The sequence below is a fragment of the Tepidibacillus sp. LV47 genome (assembly GCF_048381575.1).
Taxonomy (GTDB): Bacteria; Bacillota; Bacilli; order Tepidibacillales; family Tepidibacillaceae; genus Tepidibacillus.
Window position 1 is genome coordinate 210,150 of the sequence record NZ_JBLWIF010000002.1, and the last position, 21,987, is coordinate 232,136.

Here is a 21,987-nt window from a genome sequence, read left to right on the forward strand (position 1 = left end):
TATAAATAAGCAATTTCATGTTTCTATTTTTTCTAAAACGGGATAATGTGCTTTCTAAATCTTTCAAATGGAAAATTGTGGTAAATTAAAAAATGCACCGATTAAAAGATAGAGACGATTTTCAAAGGAATGGGAGAGATCGTCAGTTGTGTAAATCAAAAGTTATTATTTTCTTATTACCTTTATTTTTCATTTTATTTTCCACTTATTCATTTGCTCAAGAATTGACTGTAGATCGATTGGATGGAAAGGATCGGTTTGAAACAGCAGTTGAAGTTTCTAAAAAAGGCTGGTCATCAGCTGATACAGTGATACTTGCATATTATAATGGATATGCTGACGCTTTAACGGCAACCCCACTAGCTTACAAGCAGAATGGACCTATTCTATTAACAGAAACAAATAGATTAACCCCAGTAACAAAGTCCGAAATCCAGCGATTACATGCAAAGAATGTAATTATCGTTGGTGGTGATGGTGTAGTATCATCAACAGTTGCCGAAGAATTGGAAAATATGAATATAAATGTAAAAAGATTAGGAGGGAAGGACCGCTTTGAAACTGCCCTTCGAATCGCGAAACAATTAGGAACCGTTGATACCTCTATTATTGCTTATGGTCTTGATTTTCCTGACGCTTTAGCAATCGGTTCATATGCTGCTCAAAATGGTTATCCGATTCTCCTTGTTGAAAAGGATACGATTCCTCAAAAAACGGTAGAGGCTTTAAGGGAAAAGAATATTAAGCAAACGATCGTCGTTGGAGGACCTGGGGTAATTAGTTCTAATGTCTATAATAAGTTGCCGCCACCAAGGCGCATTTATGGAAAGGATCGTTTTGGAACAGCGGTAGCTATTGTAAAAAGTTTAAATATGTCAACGGCTAAAATATATATTGCAACAGGAATGGAGCACTACTTTGCAGATGCATTAACGGGTTCCGTCCTTGCCGCAAAAGAAAATGCGCCATTGCTTTTAACTTACAAGGATAAGTTGCCTACAGAAACCTTAAATTTGATTAAAGAAAAAAAGGTAACGTCATTTACAATCCTTGGTGGTACAGGGGTTGTAAGCGAGACCTTGCTATCTAAAATCTCGTTATCGAGTTCAGAGAACAGCTTCACTTTAGCAGGCAAAATTATCGTATTGGATGCTGGACATGGACCTTTTGACCCTGGAGCTGATGGAGTGATTCCAGGGTATGATGAACGCGATTTTAATCTTCAATTGGTGAATCGTATTGCAGAGAAGCTAAAAGAGTATAAACCTACTCTCTATATTGCACCCCGTGATACAAGTAGGGATTCGAAGCAATCATTGAAGGATCGTGTAGATTTTGCTAACTCTAAAAATGCAGATTTATTTATCAGTATTCATCATGATTCTTCAACCAATCCAAATGCACAAGGGATTAGTACTCACTATAGTAGTTATCGGCCAGGGATTGCTGGGAGCACTGACGATGCTTATGTCATCTATTCTGGTAAACAATATCCATTTGTAAAGGAAGAAGATGGAATCATTTACTTTAACGATCATGGTACGATTAAAAGTGCAAGTATCAATAATGTCATTGTTTATGATCCAACCCCAACAGAAGCAGCACAAAAGAGTAAAATTTTAGCGGAGAGATTAGCTCAAGATATCTCGGCTTTAGGTTTCAAAAAGGCATATACGGTTTCGGGGGCTAGAGACCATAATCTCTATGTAACTAGATGGACGAATATGCCATCTGTCTTAATTGAAAATGGGTTTATCTCTAACCCTGATGAAGCAAAAAAAGTGACTGATCCTACGATGCAAGATAAAATTGCTCAAGTAATCGTCAATAATATTCTCGATTTTTTCAAAAATAATTCATAAAGAAAGATTGCTCACATGGGCAATCTTTTTTGTTTGCGTCGAATGGTTAAACAACTTGGTGTTGAAACTCCAGTCTTTACATTTTGTCACTTTTATGAATACGTAAACATAATTGTTTAAATTTTCTACATTATCTTGTATGATTGAATAAAAGACGATTGGAATATCATTCTTGGTTTGAAAATGAATTAGGGGGTTAAGGGGGACGATTTATGACGGTTGGTAAGAAGCTGGGGTTGGGTTTTTTATCAATTATGGTGATGTTTTTTATTGCAGTCCTATTTATTTATTATCAAATTCATGGTTTAGGAGTGTCTATTCAAACATGGGTATCAGAAGGAAAGGATTTTAACCAAGTCCTCTCAATTGTCCATGATAAAATTGGTATGATCAAAGGTTTGATTTGGATCATTATCCCCTTAGGAATTGTTGGTTCAGGTACTATTGCTTATTTCATCACTGTCAGTATCTCAAGACCTGTTCGAAGTGTGACAGCACATGTATCGGAAGTAGCGAAAGGAAACCTAAAATTAGGCCAGATTCAAGTCAAGAATAAGGATGAAATTGGAGAACTTGCTACCCAGTTTAATATCATGGTGGGTTCATTGCGGGATTTGATCCAACATATTCAAGAAAGTTCGATGAATGTCACATTGTCCGCCGAACAATTGTCAACAAGCTCCGATGAAGTAGCGAAAGCAGCAGAACAAGTGGCGGAAACGACAAATAGCGTAGCAGAAGGAACAACTAAACAGGTTCAGCTCTTACAAGAAAATGAGGACATTCTTCATCGTGTCATGGAAATGATTCATGATGTCAATGAAAAAACGAAATCAATTGAGCAAGCTTCTTACCAAACAATGGAAATCACAGAACAAGGAGATTATGTCATAAAAGAAACCATCGAACAAATGAACAAAATAAACCAAACGATTCAAGAAGAAGGGCGTTATGTTGATATTTTAGGTCAAAAAAGTGGACAAATTGAAAAAGTGATTGAGATTATCCAATCGGTTTCTGAACAGACGAATCTCTTAGCCTTAAATGCTGCTATCGAAGCATCAAGAGCAGGAGATGCTGGTCGTGGTTTTGCTGTTGTAGCCACAGAAATTCGTAAGTTAGCCGAACAATCTTCGAGGGCTGGTGAAGAGATTGTACAAATGATCCGTGGATTGCAACAAGAAACTGAGCAGGTCATTACATCAATGGAAAAAGGAGAACAAGAAGTTCAACAAGGATTGGACTATGTAACCCAGGCTCAACAAGCATTTAAAGCGATTTATGATGCAAATTTAGAGATGTCGAGGTTGATTCAGGAAACAAGAGGAAAATCAGAAGATATGGTCCAAGGAATTGAAAAAATGTCTCATTCCAGTCAAATGGTGAAACATGTAGCCGATGAAACATCTACTTATGCACAACAAATTGCAGCAGCTACACAAGAAACAGGTGCTTCAATGGAGGAAATTACTGCATCAGCCAATACCTTGAATCAAATGGCATTTTCTTTGCAACAATTGATTAAAAGATTTGATGTGTAAAAAATAGTGTAAAATCGACAAAAATAGAATCTCTCCTCTGACTTAAATTGACAGTATTTTTACCGTGATACAGTTACAATACAAGTGAAAATATGAAAATATGAAAAAGAGGAGAGATCATGATGCTTGTTCTTACTAGAAAAACAGACCAACCATCTCCAAAGCAGCTCATTAGTATTCGCCTTGATCCTGAACTTCTAAAACAAATCGATGCATTAGCGATGGAGAGTAATAGCAACCGAACCGCTGTAATTACAGAGATATTAGAAAAAGTTGTGCCTAAGATTCGAGTGATTTAACTGATCCAATCTATTTTGGATTTGTGATGGCTGATCTTTTCCTTCTGGTCAGCCTCATTTTCTTAACTTCAATATTGAGAGGAGATCACATATTTGAAAAGAAACAGTATTATTTTTTTCGTTTCAATATGTTTGTTATTCTTACCTTTTAACTTCTTACAAGCAAATGCCTATTTACAAAATAATAAAACTCTTAAAGAGAAGATAGAAACAGAGAATAATAGATTATTAGTAGAAAAAAAGATTTTCCATTTAAGAACAAATGCAAAATACAAACCAGGAGAAGTGATTGTTAAGTTTAAGGACAATATACCAAGCAAATCTATTTTGAAAAAATTAAATACCTATCAATCATATCAGCTAAAAAAGACCCCATTAAATGCTAGGATCATATCCATTCCAAAAGGAAAAAAAATAGAAGAATTTATTAATGAATTAATCAGGGATCCTGATGTAGATTATGCACAACCCAATTATTCTTACAAACCCTTTTTTATTCCCAATGATCCGGGATATTCAAAACAATGGTATTTACCCAAAGTTCAAGTGCCTGAAGCTTGGGATAAACTTCCGCAAAATGGAACGGTCACTTATGTTGCTGTGATAGATAATGGTGTCGATATAAACCATCCAGATTTAAGAAATAATATATTATTTGACAATTATAATGCGGTAAATCCAACTGTTCCTATTGATATAAGTCAGACAAATGGACATGGAACCATTGTTGCTGGAATTATTGGAGCAACCATAAATAATGCTGAGGGAATTTCTGGAATTTCACCAAATGTTAAGATTATGCCTATCAATGTTTTTACAGGAGAAGAAGCTTATGAGGAAGATATAGCAAATGGCATTTATTATGCTGTTAATCATCATGCCAAGGTGATTAATTTAAGTTTAGGAACTTATGATTATGGGTTTGCATTAAAAGAGGCCATTGATTATGCGTATGCAAAAGGAGTTGTAGTTGTAGCAGCTGCTGGAAATGACAATACGGATCTACCATCGTATCCAGCTTCTTTTGCGAATGTGATTTCGGTTGGAGCAACAGACGAAAATGATCAAAAGGCTCAGTTTTCAAATTATGGATCTACGATTGATGTCGTTGCACCAGGAACCAATATTCTTTCAACGGCTCCAAATGGGCAATATGCAATCGCCAGCGGTACATCGATGGCAAGTCCCATTGTTGCCGCAACTGCTGCTTTATTATTATCAAAAAACCCAAATTTAACGGTAGATGAGGTTACAACAATATTACTTCATTCTGCTAGAGATATTGGGGATATTGGAGCAGATGATACATACGGTTATGGAATCATTAATGCAAATCATGCGATCAGTGAAAATGTTCAATATGATTTAGATGCCTATGAAGGGAACAATTCTTTTGAATCAGCGAAGACAATTTCTCTGGGAAGTTCAATTACAGCACAGCTTTCATCTCCAGGCGATTTAGACTTTTTTAAGTTATCCATTGATAAAAGGCAAAGAATAAGATTTCGTGTAATTCCGCCAATGGATGAAGATATCGTATTAGAAGTTTTTGATGGAAATAGAAATAAAATTTCATTAAAGAATAAAAACAATTTGGATATCGGGGATGAATATTATGAAGGGGGAATAGAAGAATTTAATTTAACCCTTGACCCGGGGTTTTATTATCTGAAAGTCGTAGATGCGAATGGAAGTGCCCAATTCCGCCCTTACACTTTATCCACTTTTTATCCGGTTTATGAACGCTTAGCTGGAAAAGACCGTTTTGAAACAGCAGTGAAAGTTTCACAAAAAGGTTGGGAAAAGGCAGATACAGTCGTTTTAGCCTATTATAATGGGTTTGCAGATGCTTTAGCCGGAGTCCCCTTAGCGTTTAAATATAACGGCCCCGTACTTTTGACAGAAAGCAATAGAATAACGCCAGTAACGAAAAATGAAATTGTTCGCTTAAAAGCAAAAAATGTAATTATTGTCGGCGGCATTGGTGTAGTATCCACGAATATTGAAAATGAATTAAGGGATATGGGACTGAACGTATCAAGATTGGGCGGGACAGATCGCTTTGATACTGCAAGAAAAATAGCTGAGGCTGTTGGGCCTGCCGATATCGCCATCATTGCATATGGTTTAAATTTTCCCGATGCCTTGGCAATCGCACCATATGCAGCAATAAATGGATATCCAATCTTACTTGTTGAAACGAAAAAGATACCTGCTTCTACTTTTCAAGCTCTTCAAGGTAGGAAAAAAACGATTGTGGTTGGTGGAACAGGGGTAATCAGTGATACGGTTTTCAAACAATTGCCTTCACCATATCGAATTGCTGGACAAGATCGTTATCAAACAGCAGTAGAAATTATACGAAAGGTAGATGCATCTACTGAAAGTGTATATGTAGCAACTGGAGCTGAAACTCAATTTGCAGATGCATTAACAGGAGCAGTATTAGCTGCAAAGAATTTATCCCCTATGATTCTTACCATGCCGAATCAGCTTCCTAATAGTACTCGTGAATTGATTGATGAGAGGAATATTTTAAATTTTGATATTTTGGGCGGAAAGGGAGCTGTTTCTGATAAGGTTGTATTAGAAATGTTAAAGTGAACATTCGATTTCATAGATCACCGTTGGTTAAATTTTAACCAGCGGTTTTTTCTTTCCTACCCCAAGAATACGATGGAATAACACGAATTTTTATTATAATCAAATTAATTTAGGTCTAATGGACTAGAAAATAGTGAATCATAGGCCAGATTGCAGGCGTGTCTAAGAAGTGAATGATGTGTTACAATGAAATTATATAAGCTCGGATGGGGTGTAATATCTTTGACAGAGAAAGAATTTGATAGTCAAACTTTAGAAAGCGTCTTTAAAAAAACGATAGAAGCGATCGAAAACAGCAAAAAATTAATCTTCGAAATTACTGAGAATTCAAGGGAAGAAAGGGAAAAAATACTACAAAACTTAGAGATGTTGGATATAGAAATAAAAAAAGTAATTGAAGATGTTGATGCTTTAGAAGAAAAATACCGCCGTGCGCGAATGAACTTAGCTCATATGAGTCGGAATTTTAAAAAGTTTACGGAAGAAGACATTCAAAAGGCATATGAAGAAGCGAATGAATTGCAAGTTAGCTTATATATCGCAAGAGAACGAGAAGGCAATCTAAAAGCCCGTCGCAATGAGTTGCAACTAAGTTTGCGAAATATTGAATTAATGATTGAGCGTGCAGAAATGTTAATGACTCAGATTAGTGTCGTTAATGACTATTTGTCTGGTGATTTGTTTAAAGTATCAGAAGTGATCGAATCGGCACAATATCGTCAATTATATGGGTTAAAAATTATTCAAGCACAAGAGGAAGAAAGAAAAAGAGTAGCAAGAGAGATTCATGATGGTCCAGCGCAATCGATGGCCAATGTGGTTTTGCGTACGGAAATTGCTGAACGTTTTCTTCTTCATCAGCAACTGGAGCAAGCGATAAAAGAATTACGGGACTTAAAAGGGATGGTTCGTCAGAGTTTAGCCGATGTTCGCAAAATTATTTTTGACTTGCGGCCGATGGCTTTAGACGACTTAGGCTTATTTCCAACCCTGCGGAAATACACTCAGGAGCTGGCATCCAGGGAGAATTTTCATTTAGATTTACAGTTAAAAGGAAGAGAACGTCGGTTGCCATCGATGATGGAGGTCGCTATTTTTCGTTTAATTCAAGAAGCTTTAAACAATGTCGTCAAACATGCGAATGCTGCTAACGTTCTTGTTGCTGTTGACTTACAGGATGATTACATTAAGGTAATGGTAAAAGATGATGGGGTAGGTTTTACTAAAGATGAAGTGAATAAAGAACATGGACATTTTGGGCTTATGGGGATGAAAGAAAGAGTGCAACTCTTAGAAGGGAAAATGGATATCCAATCAGAGAAAAATAAAGGAACCACTGTGACATTTGTCATTCAAATAAAGGAAAGTAGGAGGAAAGACAAATGAACTCAAAGCGTAAGATCCGCGTTTTAATTGCGGATGATCATCAGCTTTTTCGAGAGGGGATCAAAAGGATTATTAATTTAGAAGAAGATATGGAAGTTATTGCTGAATGTTCCAATGGAGAAGAGATTCTGGAACAATATGACAAAGATCTTCCTGATGTGATTCTGATGGATATCAATATGCCGGCTATGAATGGAGTTGAGGCAACAAAAAAAGTGAAAGAATTCTTTCCTGAATCTCAAGTGATTATTTTATCGATTCATGATGATGAAGGGTATGTTTTTGAGACATTAAGAGCAGGAGCTTCTGGCTATTTGTTAAAAGACATGGAAGCAATGGCTTTAATTGAAGCGATTCGTTCTGTAGCCAAAGGAAATGCCTATATTCATCCGCAAGTGGCGGGAAAAGTGGTTGATGAATATCGGCGATTGAGCAACAAAGAACTTCTTCATGATCGTGAACATGAACCCGTTTTTGTCAATAAAGCACCAGATTGGCGTCAAATATTGACTCAACGAGAGATGGAGGTTCTTCAACTCTTAGCGGAAGGAAACAGTAATCGCCAGATTGGTGAGAAATTGTTTATCAGTGAAAAAACAGTAAAAAATCATGTAAGCAATATTTTGCAAAAAATGGATGTCCAAGACCGCACGCAAGCAGTGATTACTGCGATCAAAAATGGTTGGGTACATATTTCCTAATGGAACGTGAAGGCGTTTCTCGAACCAGAGAAAGCATAGAGGCATATACTCTAGTAAGGAGGGGGCCGCTATGCTTTCTTTAGTTTTATGGATCATATGCCTCTATGGAATCGTTCTCCTTGGCTTTCGATTTTTATATTCCCATTTTTGCATGAAGTTAGCGAAGGAGATAGAGAAGGAAAACCTTCATTATCTGATATTGGCAAAAGATAATCAATCGATTATTGAATGGGTGATTCGTTCCCTTTGGTTTAATGAATGCACAGATGGAAAGCCAATCAAGATCACGATTATGGATTTTGGTTCCAGCGATGACACGCTGGAGATCATCCACCGTTTGACCTATAAATCGTTTCAAGTAAGAGTTATTCAAGTAAAAGAAATGACAGAAATGGAGATGAACATAGGGAGAATTGTGGAAGAAATAAGAGGAAACGGTGAACAAGTACAAATTATTGATCTAATGGACTATGATAAAAGGAGCAAACAAGGGGAAATTCAGCGATTCGAATATGCCGGTAGGTTCATTAGAGGAGGAAAAAGGGATTAAATTGCGTAAATCTTTTGGAAAAACGAATAAAAACAAGTATTTCAACCTAGCAAAAAATAGGAGGTTAGAAAGATAACAAATCTTATACTTCTTCATACAATGAAAGAAAAGAAAGGCTCAAAACAGAACAATCAATAAAGGCAAACTACTCGAAAGGGTAGGACGCAAAGCCATGGGTCTAAAGTTCAAAATGAACGATGATCGCCAGGTTGCTGATTGCTTCGTTACATATACGAACTCCTCAGCAACGTGAGGAGTTTTTTTCGTAGACTAAGCAGTCAGACCATTTATGCACCATTCGTGCTACTCCGAATACCAGTGAGCCGATATGAAAAGGAGGAATGGTCAAATGAAAAAGTTTTTCACAAAATTATGGGTAAAACAGTTGGATTGGAAGTTAAGAGCAAAGGAAGCACTAAAAAATGAAGAAGGGCAAGGGATGGTAGAGTATGGTTTAATCATCGCCCTTATTGCAGTCGTTGTCATTGGTGCTTTAGCAGCGATGGGTACAAATCTTGGTAATATGTTTAATTCAGTAAAAGATAAAATCATTGGTACAAACTAATTAACCCTATAAAGGCCCTACCTCCTCCGAGTAGGGCCTTATTTATACTGAATAAACCAAAAGTTGCTCCTTATGGAAAGTGTCGAGGGGGGGTTAGGTAATTGAAAAGGTTGATTATATCCCGATTAAAAGGAGAACAAGGCCAATCCTTAGTTGAGTTTGCCTTAGTTACTCCTATCCTTCTTTTGCTATTATTAGGAATCATCGAATTTGGACATATCTTTTACTCATATCTCATGATCGAAAATGCCTCAAGAGATGGAGCAAGATATGGCTCCGTTTGGGCAACAGATATGGAAATTAAACAAATTATCGAAGAAAAGACTTATTCTTTAGAGCCAAATAATCTCACCATCATCATTTCCCCTTCATACGAATACCGGCAAAGAGGGGGAAAGATTGAAGTGAGTATCGATTATGAAGTTCCTTTATGGGCGCCCGTATGGGGAGAGATTTTACCTAACCCTTTTCCCATATCCGCAAAGACGGTGATGCGAGTTGAATAACCAAAAAGGGAATATTTCGGTGATCATTCTGTTTGCTATGGCTGTCATCCTAGGCATGGCAGCTATGGTCATCGACTTAGGATATGTCATGTTAGAAAGACAAAGACTTTCCGATGGGGTAGATGCGGCAGCTTTATCTGGAGCACAAGAATTGGTAAATGGAACCACTCAAGCAAAGGAAACAGCAATCCAATATGCCATGGAAAATGGAGTTAATAACCCTGCGATTACCTTTGAAGGGGATTATAAGATCACAGTGACAGGGAAGAAAGAGGTTCCTTTTTTCTTCGCTAAAATTTTTGGTTTCAACCATACAGTGGTGGAGGCCAAAGCCTCAGCCCAAATGAAGCCATTGTCGAGCGCAAGAGGAATTGTTCCTCTCGCCGTAAAAGCACCGAACCCAGAAGAAGAAAACTACGGATTTACTTATGGTTCTCTTTATACGTTAAAATACGATCCCCAACATGCAGCAAATGGCAACTTTGGCCCCCTTGCTCTTGGCGGAAGAGGTGCTTCTAATTATGAGGAGAATCTTTTAAATGGTTACGAAGGGGTGTTGAGTATTGGCGATGTGGTCGATACCGAGCCGGGAAATATGTCTGGGCCTACAGAAAGGGCCATCTCAGAGAGAATCAAACTTAGTTCAGATTGTCAAACCTATGAACTAGCGAAAAAGAATCGAAACTGTAAACGAGTGATCTATCTGCCTGTTATTGATGACGTCAATCTAAAGGGGAGAGATAAGGTAACGATCATTGGCTTTGCAGCGTTTTACTTGGAGGAAGTTGGGGGTAATGGTAATCAATCATATGTCACAGGAAGATTCTTAAAAACGATTTATTCAGGTGATTGGAATGATGAGAATCAACATGATATTGGCTTATATGCGGTGAAATTAGTGGAGTAAGGGAGAGAAAGAAATGGAAATAACCAACCGGCGCTTATTCTTACTGGCATTATTTCTTGGGATCGTAACGACTTTTTTTATTTATCTCTATTTATCACGAGTTGAAACAGTAAGTCAATCCCTTGAACCGACGAAAAAAGTGGTCGTTGCCAAGGTTACCATTGCACCAAAAACGGAAATTACCAATGAAATGGTGGAAGTAAAAGAAATGAAAGGGAGTGCAATCCCTCAATCTACATATACCAATATTAAAGAGATCATTGGCAAGATAGCGAAAGAGACGATCTATTCCGGGGAACCTATTGTTCACCAGCGTCTAGCTGATGAAAAGTATCAAAAGTCTCACCTTGCTTACTCGATTCCTAAAGGGTATCGAGCGATTACATTGCAATACAATTCTGTGATGGGTGTTGGCGGATTTATACACGCAGGTGATTATGTGGATGTGATTGGAACCTTTGATCAAAAAATCATGCAAGGAGCCATACCTGAAAAAGATGTATCAAGAATGATTTTACAAAATGTACTTGTGTTAGCAGTAGGAAGTCAAAGAGATGAAAAGCAAGAAGAAGAAAAAGAGAAAAAACAACAGATCGACACGATTACATTAGCGGTGAAACCCCACGATGCAGAAAAACTAACCTTTACGGAAGAAAGGGGTAGTATTCGGCTGATTTTACGCCCTATCAATGAGAACGATCAGCCAGCAACTGGTGGCGTCACGAATCAAAATCTTTTTACACCTTAGGAGTGATTAATATGACGGATTGGATACGGGTGTTAATTGTTGATGATATTCAAGAGACAAGAATGAATATTCGCAGGGCTTTATCTTTTGAAAATCGGATTGATGTAGTAGGAGAAGCAGAAAATGGTTATCAAGCGATTGACCTTGCTTGTAAATATAAGCCAGATGTGATCTTGATGGATATTAATATGCCTGATATGGATGGGATTCAGGCCACAGAAAGAATCAGTTTGAAATGTCCATCAGCCAATGTGATTGTGATTTCGGTTCAAGGAGAACAAGACTATCTACGTAAAGCGATGCTATCAGGAGCGAAGGAATATCTTATCAAACCCTTTTCCCCTGATGAATTAATTCAAACGGTCATTACCGTTTATGAGAAAAATAAACAAAGAGCGGTGCAGGTTTATGCTTATCAGATTTTAGATCAAGGCTATGTCAGGAGCCCAAAGATCATTACGGTGTTCAGTGGCAAAGGGGGAGTCGGCAAGAGTCTCATTGCTGCGAATCTTGCATCAGGATTAAGCCAACTGAATAAAAAGGTCGTTGTTCTTGATCTTGATCTGATGTTTGGTGATATCGCTTCCATGTTTAATTTGAAAGTAAAAGAAACCATTTACCACGTGGTACAAGAGATTGAGAAGTTGGATGGAGAATCTTTACTCCCTTATCTATTGGAAACGAAATCAGGGGTTCGGGTACTAGCCGCTCCTCTTCGTCCAGAACAAAGCGAGATCATTACAGGCAAACATGTGGAAAAAATCTTACGCCTCTTAAAAGAAACCCATGATTATATCATTGTGGATACCCCTGCTCAATTAACCGACCCTGTTTTGGCTTTAGATTCATCCGATCTGACCCTATTAGTGAATACCTTAAATGTCCCTGTGTTACGACACAATCGTACCGTTTTAGAAGTGATGGATACGTTAAATTATCCGACCGATCGAGTAAGACTTATCATTAATCGCGCTGATCTAGATACTGGGATAAAACCAAAAGATATGAAGACAGCGCTTGGCATGGAACCATATATCTTGCTTCCAGAAGATAAATATGCAGATCTTTCCATCAATCGGGGCGAACCTTTACTGGAGATGAAACCAGGAAGCAAATGGGCAAAACAAATGAACAAATTGGTTCAGATGATTCTGGCAGAAGATGAACGGAAGAAATCGGAGTCTTGGCTTAGTCGATTTGCTTGGAAGAAAAAACGGGCATAACAGGGGGTGAAAACAATGTCTTTACTTAAACGGCTGCAAGGAAAAGAAGAGAAACAAGAACTCCTGTCACAGCCAAAAAAGCAAAAGATAGGGGCAAATCAAAAGACCATCGCAGCAAAAGAGATGATAATGGAAGATCCATTTAAAGAATTAAAACAAAAAATTCATGATCAATTGCTTGAAGAATTAGGGAGTGAACCTATGTCCGATGAATCAGCTGAAAATGAAGATGAGATTCGCAAACTGATCGAATCAATTCTTGCTGGAATCGAAGAACCCCTAACAAGGCAGCAAAAAGAATCAATCATTCACGATCTGATTGCAGAGATTCGCGGATTTGGCCCCATTGATGCCTTACTTAAGGATGATGAGATCTCGGAAATCATGGTCAATCATGCAAAACAGGTCTATGTGGAGCGGAGAGGAAAACTAGAATTAGCTCCTGTTCAATTTCGTGACGATGCCCATGTCATGCGAGTGATTGAAAAAATCGTGTCACCCCTTGGGCGAAGAATTGATGAGAGTTCGCCAATGGTTGATGCGAGATTACCAGATGGTTCAAGGGTCAATGCGATCATTCCGCCTCTTGCGATCAAAGGTCCTTGTATCACGATTCGGAAGTTCTCCAAAGACCCATTGCAAATCGAAGACTTGATTCGCTTTGGTACCTTAACGGAAGAAATGGCAAAATTTCTTGAAGCAGCCGTAAAAGCGAGATTGAACATCATTGTCTCTGGAGGAACAGGAAGCGGAAAAACGACGACTCTCAATGTATTGTCTTCTTTTATCCCTGCAGATGAACGAATCGTTACCATTGAAGACGCTGCCGAGCTGCAATTACGGCAAGATCATGTGGTGACATTGGAGACTCGCCCTGCAAACATTGAAGGGAAAGGTGCAATTACGATGAGAGATCTGGTTCGAAACAGTTTGCGGATGAGACCGGATCGCATTGTTGTTGGCGAAGTGCGAAGCGGAGAGGCATTAGATATGTTACAAGCGATGAATACGGGGCATGATGGTTCACTAACCACAGGACATGCCAATTCCCCTCGGGATATGTTGGCGCGTCTAGAAACCATGGTTTTGATGGCAGGGATGGATTTGCCTGTTCGTGCGATCCGTGAGCAGATTGCTTCTGCCCTTGATCTGATTGTTCACCAAAACCGCATGAAGGATGGCTCAAGAAAGATTACACATATTACCGAAGTATTAGGGATGGAAGGGGATATTATTACCTTGCAAGATATCTTTGTCTATAAACAACTAGGAAAGGATGAAAACGAAAGATTGATCGGTCGATTCCAGCCAACAGGTATCGTTCCAAAATCATTAGAAAAGATCCAATCCCTAGGTATTCCCATTCATCCCGAGTTATTTCAATATCGTCTTTGACAAGTAAATCAAGTAAATTTCGAAAATTTAAGGAGGGGAAAAGATGATCTGGGTCGTCCTTCTTACCTTTTTTCTCTTTAGTTTTGTTTTCTTCCTTTGGTTGATCCAATATCTTGATTTTCGTCGAAATCGCATCCGTAAACGGGTTCTTGAAATTGAGAAAAAGGAATGGCAATTAACAGAAGAAACCATTCCAAAGAAAAAAGAGAAAGAAAAGCATTCTTTTCTTTTTCTTTTTGTTGAGCGTGTCTTTCTGAAGATGAAATGGCTGCGGATGTTCGATGCGAAGCTGCAAACTGAATTAAAACGGGCTAATCTTTTAATGAAATCATCGGAATTTATGGTTTTTATCTTTTTATTTATAGCTCTTGGTGCGATTGTAGGTACGGTCATCGCTGGCTGGCATATCGAACGGGGAATTTGGCTTGGAGGAGTTACTTGGATTATTCCAACGATTTGGCTAAAACGTGTGATCAAAAAACGAAAACGCTTATTAGAAAGTCAACTTCCCGAAATGGTGAATATGACTTCCAACTCCCTAAAAGCAGGGTATTCCTTGATCCAAGCTTTAGAGCTGTTGTCCCAAGAAATGGCTCCCCCTTTATCAGAAGAGATACAGCGAATGTTGCAAGAAATGCGTTTAGGGGTACCAACGGAAGAGGCGCTCATCCATTTCAATCAACGGGTGAATAGTCAAGATTTAGATCTCATCGTTACAGCAATGTTAATTCAAAGACAGGTTGGCGGCAACCTTTCTGAGATCTTAGATACGATCGGGGAAACCATCCGAGAACGGATTCGCATCCAAGGAGAGATCAAATCGCTAACTGCTCAAGGAAGAATGTCGATGATCATTTTTATGGTCTTACCCGTTGGGCTTGGGATCTTTCTTGGATTATCCAATCCTGAATACATTAAGCCTTTATTTGTTAACCCTCTAGGATGGGCGATGCTAATCATCGCTGTTTTAGGACAAATCATTGGTGCATGGATGATTCAAAAGATTACGAGAATTGAGGTGTGAGCGATGAATCAACCCCTTTTATTTTTCTTCATGATCGGGATGTTGACCAGTTTCTTTTTTTATCTGCTCTTGAAATTATTATTTCAAACTCGCTTAAAGATCGTCAAGCGAATTGAAGAGATTCATGCACCTTTGCAAGAAGAAAAAGGGGAAAAAGACCCGTATTCTTTGCCTTTTCAAGAGCGGCTTGTAAAACCCCTTTTTCATAAAATCGAGAAGTCGGTGATGAAATGGACCCCCTATGCGTTAAAATTGAGGGAACAACAATTATTATCTGCTGCTGGACACCCTCATCATTTTACCCTGCAAGAATGGATGACATGGCGAATGGTGTTTTGGCTTGGGTTTGGCAGTTTATTTACCTTCTTATCTTTTTTTCAAAATCAATGGAGTCTAAAGATCATCATGAACATTATCGGTTGGATCATTGGTTATCTTGCTCCAATTTTTTATTTAAAACGAAAACGAGATCAACGAATTGATGCTATTGAGAAAGGATTACCTGATGTCTTAGATATTTTAACCGTTAGTGTGGAAGCAGGCCTTGGTTTTGATGCGGCGATTGTCAAAGTCGTGGAGAAAACCAATGGGGTTTTGGCCGATGAATTTCATAAAATGCTGCAAGAGATGAAGATGGGAAAAAGCCGCCGGGAAGCACTGCGTAATCTTGGCAATCGTACAGGCACCGATGATATGAAGCAATTTGTCGGGGCGATGATTCAAGCGGACCAATTAGGAATTCGGATTGGTAATGTTTTACGGATTCAAGCTGAAGATATGCGGCAAAAAAGGCGGCAACGGGCTGAGGAAAAAGCAATGAAAGCACCGATTAAAATTTTGTTTCCCCTTGTCTTTTTTATTTTTCCTGCGATTTTTATCATCGTTTTAGGACCCGCAGTGATTCAAATCATTCATACCTTTATGAAATAGGTGAACGAAAATGGAAGTATGGACAATGATGAACGATGAAACAAAGGAAGTAGTTGGTCAGAAAATCTTAGTGGCCAACTCTTTTTTTCGACGATTGAAAGGATTGATGTTTCAAAAATCTCTCGGTGAATATGATGGGTTACTTTTAACGAAAACAAAACAAATTCATATGTTTTGGATGCGTTTTTCCATTGATGTGGTTTATTTGCGGAGGGTAGGGAAAAAAGAAAACGGCTTGTTGTTTCGAGTTGTGGATCTTTATGAAGAGATGAAACCATGGACCATAGGGAAATGGGTTTTGCAAGCTACTGATGTATTGGAGGTAAAAGCAGGATGGATTCGTGAGCAGAAAATCAGTAAGGGGGATCTATTTCTTGCAAAGAAATTGTTCTAATTTTCTTTTTTCATGAACATGATATAATGAATTGTAGCCGATGTTATGATGGTGTAAAACAGAATAGAGGTGAAAAACGTGTCAAAGATCGCTGTTGTTACCGATAGTACCGCTTACTTGAGCCAAGATATCATTGACCGTTATGGGATTCATGTTGTGCCATTATCTGTGAATTTTGGAAATCAATCATTTAAAGAAGGAAAAGAGATAACCACTGAGGAATTCTATCAGCGCTTAAGGGAAAGTGACCAATTACCCACTACTTCCCAACCAGCAATTGGTGACTTTATTGCCCTTTATGAACGCCTAGCGAAAGATTATGATCAAGCCATAGCGATTCATCTATCTAGTGGAATTAGTGGTACGATGAATACATCACAAACCGCTGCACAAATGGTAGAGGGAATTGAAGTAGTTGTCCTCGATTCGGAAAGTGCTTGTTATGGTTTAGGTTTTATGGTAATTGAAGCGGCCAAAATGGTTGCGGAAGGGAAAAAACTTGAAGAAATCGTTGAACGAATTGAATGGATGGTTGGGAATTTAAAGGCTTATTTTGTGGTAGATGATCTATCTTATCTTCACCGTGGAGGCCGTTTAAATGCAGCTCAATTCTTAATAGGCAGTATGTTAAAGATTAAACCGATTATTCACTTTGAGAACAAAAAGCTTGTCCCCTTTGAAAAAATTCGCACAAAGAAAAAGGCGATTGCCCGTATTTTACAGTTATTGGATCAAGATGCTGGGGATGGAGCCCCAATTCGACTCTCTGTTGTTCATGCAGATGTGAGCGATGAGGCAAAAGAACTATTAGAAAGAATCGAACGTACCTATCCTAATATTGAGGGAAATATTTCTGATTTTGGGCCAGTCATCGGTGCCCATACAGGTCCAGGCACAATTGGTATTGCTTGGTATAAGAAGTAGTCATTAAGAAACCGTTTCTACGTTTAACATTGGAATAACTTTCTCCATTTATCATTTAGGAGGTTTGTATATTCCATAAGTTGCGACTTTCAGAAGTGCCCTTCTCTCCTTCATCTTTATTCATAGAAGGGCACGGATGAAGGAGCGCGATGGAATATACAAACCTTTATTTATAGGAAGATACTAACCCACATGTTTCCTACCAACTGTTAGGTTTATATATTCCATAAGCGGAGAAATAGCACGACGGTAATGGGGGATTTGAATGAGAAAATGTATCGTTTATTTGGTTGAAGAAAGTAAAACCTACAACTTCAGATTTAGTTTTGATCTAGATGTGGACCAGTTTTATTTTGCCAGCCAACAGGTGAAAGAAATCATCGTCATTTCCCCTCCCCTTTCCATAGGAACAGCTCAGGCATTGATTCGATGTCTCAAGGATGGGATGAAAAAGAAGAGATTCTTTGTTTTTGGTAGAAGAGAGCGGAGAGAAGGAGTGGAACGTAGTCAAATCAGGCGGTGTCATGAAAAACTTGGTATACCAAAAGTTTATGATGTTCTCTTTTTGAAGGAGAACTTACTCGAGAAGATTACTGACCTTGCTATTTCTTATGAAAAATGGAAAGAAGAAATTACCCCTTTTGTCACGGGGAAACAATTGCTACTGGATGAGTTAAAAGGAATTCCAGGGATTAATCTCGATGATTCTTTTTATCAGATATTGCAATATGGGATTTTAGTAGGAGAAGTAAAGGTTACGCCTGGTGTTTCTTCACCCCTTCATTCGGCAAGACCGATTTGTCATCGCTGTGGTTCGATAGAAAAGGTGCACGTTCAACCTTGTGCCAGTTGTGGTGAAGCTTGTGCCACTTGTGAAGAATGTATTGCGATGGGCAGGAGCAAAACTTGTACACCTTTGCTTCAATTTACAGCTTTTGGGATGCAGAAGATGGAATTAAGGAAAGATCATTGCCAGCGAGGGATTTCCACCGTTGCCATCACCTCCCACTTTCAGTTAACGTCACATCAAGAACGAGTAGCGCAACATGCGGTTCACTTTATTCGTCAACAAAATTTTCAAGAACTGTTAATCTGGGCAGTAACCGGTGCGGGGAAAACAGAAATGATTTTCCCGACGATTCAAGAGGGAATAATTCAAGGTTACAAAATACTACTTGCTTCACCACGGAAAGATGTGATTCGAGAATTAACCCCGAGGTTTCGTCAAGCCTTTCCTCAACTCCCGATTGTAAGTCTTTATGGAGGAAGTTCCGAGCGTTGGAATCATGGTCAATTGTACTTAGCCACAACACATCAGACGATGAGATTTGTTGAGTTTTTTGATTTGGTAATCATTGATGAAATGGATGCTTTCCCCTATCATGGGGATCCTATCTTACAGCGTGTTGTCCGTCGGGCACGAAAAAACGATGGCAAACTCATCTATTTAACAGCGACACCTTCAAAAGATTGGCTCGATCGTATTCAACATCATGAAATTGATGTAGCTGTGCTTCCTATTCGTTATCATGAGAATCCCCTTCCTGTTCCAGAGTTGAAATATATCAATGATTTGTGGAAACGATTAAAACAAAAGAAGCCATTTCAAATCATGGAGGAATTTATTGCAGAAGTAAAGAAAAGAAAAGGACAAGCATTTCTTTTTGTTCCCGAAGTTCGATTAGTTAAGATCTGGATGAAGCAGTTACGCGACTGGTTTTCTGAAGAAAAGATCGAGGGTGTTTATGCAAGTGATCCTATGCGGGAGCAAAAAGTGGAACGGTTTCGTAAAGGAGAGATTCAGTTCCTTGTAACCACGACGATTATGGAACGGGGAGTTACGGTGCCAAATGTCCATGTTCTTGTTTTAGGTGCTGATTCGGCAGTATTTAATGAAGCCACATTGGTGCAAATCGCTGGTCGAGTTGGCAGGTCTGGGAGTTATCCAGATGGGCTTGTCTGGTTTCTTGCTGAAACAAAAACAAAAGAGATGGTCAAAGCCAAACGTCATATAGAAAGAATGAATCAGTTGGCAAAAAATCAGATAAGCAACAAAAAATGGTATAATTTTGATGAAAACAATAAGTATTGAAGGAGGAGTCGTGCGAATGAAAGCACTAGAGAAACGTAGAATCGAACGCATGAATACAGAAGTTACTTTTTTTGGCTTTGGAGCATTATCCATAGGACGTGATTGGGGATATGGAAGTGCAGAAGAAAAAAAACGTCCAGATGAAGAAGAAGCGGGACGAGTGTTAAATGCGATTTTAGATTTAGGTGTGAACTTAATCGATACGGCAAGGGCTTATCATCGGAGCGAAGAGCGAATTGGTAAGTACATCTCCCACCGGAGGAACGAATATATTCTAGCAACCAAATGTGGTGAACATAGTAACGAACCTTATACTTATTATGATTTTTCTTACAAGGCGGTAAAAGAATCGATTGACCGCAGTTTGCGCTTATTAAATACTGATGTGATCGATCTAGTCCAGATCCATTTTGGCCCGGATCCAGAAAAGGTGATTCAAGAGGGAGAAACATTAGCAGCAATGAAAGATGCGCAAAAGGAAGGGAAAGTTCGTTTCCTAGGTGCATCCATTGATGGAGAATTAGCGACCCGATTAATCCAATCTGGTGATTTTGATGTGATGCAAATGGAATATCATCTGCTTAATCAAGTCAATAAGAAGAACATCGAATTGGCAAAAGAAAAAGGCATCGGTGTTTTGATCCGTACAGGGATTGGACGGGGATTATTAACGTCAAAAGTCTTGGGCTTAATGGATACTGAATTCCCTGAAAAGGAGAAAGTTCAACGTTTATTACAATTGGTAAATCATGATGGAGAACTTTTACACGCCCTTGCTTTACATTTTCTTTATCAAGAAGAGGGAATCAGTTCAGTCCTTATTGGAACGAAGAGCATTGAGCGTTTTAAGCAAAATATGGAGTTGCTTGAGCGAGAAATTAATCCTGATTTATTACAAAAAGCGATTGCCATTGGTCAAGGGAAAGAGGAAGCATAAAGGGGAGCGACAATGTCATTCTTACGACTATCCACGATTTTTCGCGTTTCTCCATCCCAGTCAGCGATATCGGAATCCTCACATTTTTCCAAGATCTACATAAGGTTTTAATACCAGAGGATTAAGTTCACGACTGTTAATAAGTAATGGTTTGGCTTCGGAAAGGAGTAAGGTATGTTACAACAAAAAGAGAAACGGGGGAAAATGGATTGGAAACGACGCGCGAAACAACTCAAATTGGAACTGATGGTTCTCTATCTATCTTATCGCGATCCAAGGGTTCCTTGGTATGCAAAACTATGGACGGCCATGGTTTTAGTCTATGCCTTTAGCCCGATTGATCTGATTCCTGATTTTATTCCCATTTTAGGCTATTTGGATGATTTGGTTTTGATTCCATTAGGGATTTTGTTCGCCTTACGTTTAATCCCCAAAGAAGTGATCGAAGAATATCGGGAGAAAGCAAAAGATATGAAACATCCAAAAAGCTGGATAGGAATGATCGTGATTTTCCTTATTTGGGTCATGGTTCTTTTATTGGTTGTTAAGCTTTTTTAGCATAGTTTGCAAAATGTTGTGTGAGATGTAATGGGGGAGAGGGTATGGAATTAAAGGTTTTGCTTCGGTCCTTTTTTCATGATTTGCTCTTTCCAGAGCAAAAGTGCTTGTTATGTGAAAAGCCCATCGCCAGACATACTACAGATGTATCCCATCATTTGTCACAAATGAAAGACATCTGTATGACTTGCAAAGAACAAATGGAAATTCCTCCTTTCCCCTATTGTCACCATTGTCATAAACCACTGGATCATGTGGCATCGACAAAAATAAACCAATCCTCTGATCCTTACCTCTGTCTTGATTGTCAATATCAATCTAACCATACGATTGTTATGAATCGGAGTGCAGTACTGTATAACGAATTTATGAAGGATTCCATTGCTCTATATAAGTATCGAGGAAAAGAAAGCCTATCCATCGTGTTTAGTCGCTTACTTAAGCTGGCGTATGACCAATACTATCAAAATGTTTCGATTGATGTGATCACATATGTCCCCTTACATCCCAACCGTTTACAAGAGCGAAGTTTTAACCAAGCGGAACAACTTGCGATGGGCCTAAGCAGGATGATCGGGATTCCGGTGGTGAATAGTTTAGAACGAGTGAAAGAAACCCATAAACAGAGTAAAAGTGGGAAATGGGAACGCTTTTCTGAAATAGAAAATGCGTTTCAAGTGAAAGAACAAATCATCGGACAAATCCAAGGGAAAACGATTCTCATGATTGATGATATCTATACAACTGGTGCAACCCTGAATGAATGTGCTAAAGTGTTAGCCCATTCCGGTGCAAGCAAGGTTTATACTCTTACCCTAGCCAGGGCATAAACTACTTACCA

Annotated in this window: 20 protein-coding genes, 1 pseudogene and 1 riboswitch; all 21 genes and pseudogenes read left to right on the forward strand. The window is 38.7% G+C overall.

What is annotated here, in order from left to right:
- Positions 1–146: 146 nt before the first annotated feature.
- The 21 genes and pseudogenes from ACMW72_RS04180 (at position 147) to ACMW72_RS04280 (ending at position 21,976) form a co-directional block, all read left to right on the forward strand.
- Entirely contained in the window at positions 147–1,862 is a 1,716-nt protein-coding gene (locus ACMW72_RS04180; RefSeq protein ID WP_418367578.1) for a cell wall-binding repeat-containing protein, read from the forward strand.
- Positions 1,863–2,074: 212 nt separating this feature from the next.
- On the forward strand, positions 2,075–3,403 hold the full coding sequence (locus ACMW72_RS04185; RefSeq protein WP_418367579.1) for a methyl-accepting chemotaxis protein: 1,329 nt from the start codon (positions 2,075–2,077) through the stop codon (positions 3,401–3,403).
- Positions 3,404–3,525: 122 nt separating this feature from the next.
- Complete coding sequence (locus ACMW72_RS04190; protein WP_418367580.1) at positions 3,526–3,702, forward strand: ribbon-helix-helix protein, CopG family; 177 nt, start codon at positions 3,526–3,528, stop codon at positions 3,700–3,702.
- A 93-nt stretch (positions 3,703–3,795) separates the two neighbouring features.
- Complete coding sequence (locus ACMW72_RS04195) at positions 3,796–6,306, forward strand: S8 family serine peptidase (protein WP_418367581.1); 2,511 nt, start codon at positions 3,796–3,798, stop codon at positions 6,304–6,306.
- 222 nt (positions 6,307–6,528) lie between these two features.
- Positions 6,529–7,692, forward strand: coding sequence for a sensor histidine kinase (locus ACMW72_RS04200; protein ID WP_418367582.1), 1,164 nt, complete (start codon positions 6,529–6,531; stop codon positions 7,690–7,692).
- Positions 7,689–8,393, forward strand: a complete 705-nt coding sequence (locus ACMW72_RS04205; protein ID WP_418367583.1) for a response regulator — start codon at positions 7,689–7,691, stop codon at positions 8,391–8,393. Before ACMW72_RS04200 ends, ACMW72_RS04205 begins: the two co-directional genes overlap by 4 nt.
- Positions 8,394–8,463: 70 nt before the next feature.
- Complete coding sequence (locus ACMW72_RS04210) at positions 8,464–8,943, forward strand: hypothetical protein (protein WP_418367584.1); 480 nt, start codon at positions 8,464–8,466, stop codon at positions 8,941–8,943.
- Between the two features lie 129 nt (positions 8,944–9,072).
- Positions 9,073–9,160, forward strand: a riboswitch (cyclic di-GMP riboswitch).
- Positions 9,161–9,292: 132 nt separating this feature from the next.
- Positions 9,293–9,508, forward strand: coding sequence for a Flp family type IVb pilin (locus ACMW72_RS04215; RefSeq protein WP_418367585.1), 216 nt, complete (start codon positions 9,293–9,295; stop codon positions 9,506–9,508).
- A 101-nt stretch (positions 9,509–9,609) separates the two neighbouring features.
- A complete protein-coding gene (locus ACMW72_RS04220) occupies positions 9,610–10,014 on the forward strand; it encodes a TadE/TadG family type IV pilus assembly protein (protein ID WP_418367586.1) in 405 nt (134 codons plus the stop codon).
- Positions 10,007–10,921, forward strand: coding sequence for a pilus assembly protein TadG-related protein (locus ACMW72_RS04225; RefSeq protein WP_418367587.1), 915 nt, complete (start codon positions 10,007–10,009; stop codon positions 10,919–10,921). The genes ACMW72_RS04220 and ACMW72_RS04225 overlap by 8 nt, the downstream gene beginning before the upstream one ends.
- 13 nt (positions 10,922–10,934) lie before the next feature.
- Positions 10,935–11,669, forward strand: coding sequence for a Flp pilus assembly protein CpaB (gene cpaB, locus ACMW72_RS04230; protein WP_418367588.1), 735 nt, complete (start codon positions 10,935–10,937; stop codon positions 11,667–11,669).
- Between the two features lie 11 nt (positions 11,670–11,680).
- Positions 11,681–12,892: a response regulator gene (locus ACMW72_RS04235; RefSeq protein WP_418367589.1), complete on the forward strand. Its 1,212-nt coding sequence runs from the start codon at positions 11,681–11,683 to the stop codon at positions 12,890–12,892.
- A gap of 15 nt (positions 12,893–12,907) precedes the next feature.
- Positions 12,908–14,287 (forward strand): CpaF family protein, encoded by a 1,380-nt coding sequence (locus ACMW72_RS04240; protein ID WP_418367590.1) that lies wholly within the window; start codon positions 12,908–12,910, stop codon positions 14,285–14,287.
- A 43-nt stretch (positions 14,288–14,330) separates the two neighbouring features.
- A complete protein-coding gene (locus tag ACMW72_RS04245; protein ID WP_418367591.1) occupies positions 14,331–15,311 on the forward strand; it encodes a type II secretion system F family protein in 981 nt (326 codons plus the stop codon).
- A 3-nt stretch (positions 15,312–15,314) separates the two neighbouring features.
- Positions 15,315–16,241: a type II secretion system F family protein gene (locus ACMW72_RS04250; RefSeq protein ID WP_418367592.1), complete on the forward strand. Its 927-nt coding sequence runs from the start codon at positions 15,315–15,317 to the stop codon at positions 16,239–16,241.
- Positions 16,242–16,251: 10 nt separating this feature from the next.
- On the forward strand, positions 16,252–16,635 hold the full coding sequence (locus ACMW72_RS04255; protein WP_418367593.1) for a DUF192 domain-containing protein: 384 nt from the start codon (positions 16,252–16,254) through the stop codon (positions 16,633–16,635).
- A 78-nt stretch (positions 16,636–16,713) separates the two neighbouring features.
- Positions 16,714–17,559: a DegV family protein gene (locus ACMW72_RS04260; RefSeq protein ID WP_418367594.1), complete on the forward strand. Its 846-nt coding sequence runs from the start codon at positions 16,714–16,716 to the stop codon at positions 17,557–17,559.
- A gap of 265 nt (positions 17,560–17,824) precedes the next feature.
- Positions 17,825–19,651 carry a DEAD/DEAH box helicase gene (locus ACMW72_RS04265; RefSeq protein ID WP_418367595.1) on the forward strand — a complete coding sequence of 609 codons (1,827 nt, stop codon included), beginning with the start codon at positions 17,825–17,827 and terminating at the stop codon, positions 19,649–19,651.
- Between the two features lie 16 nt (positions 19,652–19,667).
- Positions 19,668–20,588: an aldo/keto reductase gene (locus ACMW72_RS04270; protein ID WP_418367596.1), complete on the forward strand. Its 921-nt coding sequence runs from the start codon at positions 19,668–19,670 to the stop codon at positions 20,586–20,588.
- 258 nt (positions 20,589–20,846) lie between these two features.
- Positions 20,847–21,039, forward strand: a pseudogene (locus tag ACMW72_RS04275) (YkvA family protein); the annotation flags it as partial.
- Positions 21,040–21,190: 151 nt separating this feature from the next.
- Positions 21,191–21,976 (forward strand): ComF family protein, encoded by a 786-nt coding sequence (locus ACMW72_RS04280; RefSeq protein ID WP_418367597.1) that lies wholly within the window; start codon positions 21,191–21,193, stop codon positions 21,974–21,976.
- The last annotated feature ends 11 nt before the right edge of the window (positions 21,977–21,987 follow it).

Bases quoted from the DNA above. Each gene is read 5' to 3' on its own strand.
- ACMW72_RS04240 (WP_418367590.1), top strand. From the start codon at position 12,908: ATGTCTTTACTTAAACGGCTGCAAGGAAAAGAAGAGAAACAAGAACTC.
- ACMW72_RS04280 (WP_418367597.1), top strand. From the start codon at position 21,191: ATGGAATTAAAGGTTTTGCTTCGGTCCTTTTTTCATGATTTGCTCTTT.
- ACMW72_RS04235 (WP_418367589.1), top strand. From the start codon at position 11,681: ATGACGGATTGGATACGGGTGTTAATTGTTGATGATATTCAAGAGACA.
- ACMW72_RS04190 (WP_418367580.1), top strand. From the start codon at position 3,526: ATGCTTGTTCTTACTAGAAAAACAGACCAACCATCTCCAAAGCAGCTC.
- ACMW72_RS04245 (WP_418367591.1), top strand. From the start codon at position 14,331: ATGATCTGGGTCGTCCTTCTTACCTTTTTTCTCTTTAGTTTTGTTTTC.
- ACMW72_RS04205 (WP_418367583.1), top strand. From the start codon at position 7,689: ATGAACTCAAAGCGTAAGATCCGCGTTTTAATTGCGGATGATCATCAG.
- ACMW72_RS04215 (WP_418367585.1), top strand. From the start codon at position 9,293: ATGAAAAAGTTTTTCACAAAATTATGGGTAAAACAGTTGGATTGGAAG.
- cpaB (WP_418367588.1), top strand. From the start codon at position 10,935: ATGGAAATAACCAACCGGCGCTTATTCTTACTGGCATTATTTCTTGGG.
- ACMW72_RS04250 (WP_418367592.1), top strand. From the start codon at position 15,315: ATGAATCAACCCCTTTTATTTTTCTTCATGATCGGGATGTTGACCAGT.
- ACMW72_RS04210 (WP_418367584.1), top strand. From the start codon at position 8,464: ATGCTTTCTTTAGTTTTATGGATCATATGCCTCTATGGAATCGTTCTC.
- ACMW72_RS04265 (WP_418367595.1), top strand. From the start codon at position 17,825: ATGAGAAAATGTATCGTTTATTTGGTTGAAGAAAGTAAAACCTACAAC.
- ACMW72_RS04255 (WP_418367593.1), top strand. From the start codon at position 16,252: ATGGAAGTATGGACAATGATGAACGATGAAACAAAGGAAGTAGTTGGT.
- ACMW72_RS04185 (WP_418367579.1), top strand. From the start codon at position 2,075: ATGACGGTTGGTAAGAAGCTGGGGTTGGGTTTTTTATCAATTATGGTG.
- ACMW72_RS04270 (WP_418367596.1), top strand. From the start codon at position 19,668: ATGAAAGCACTAGAGAAACGTAGAATCGAACGCATGAATACAGAAGTT.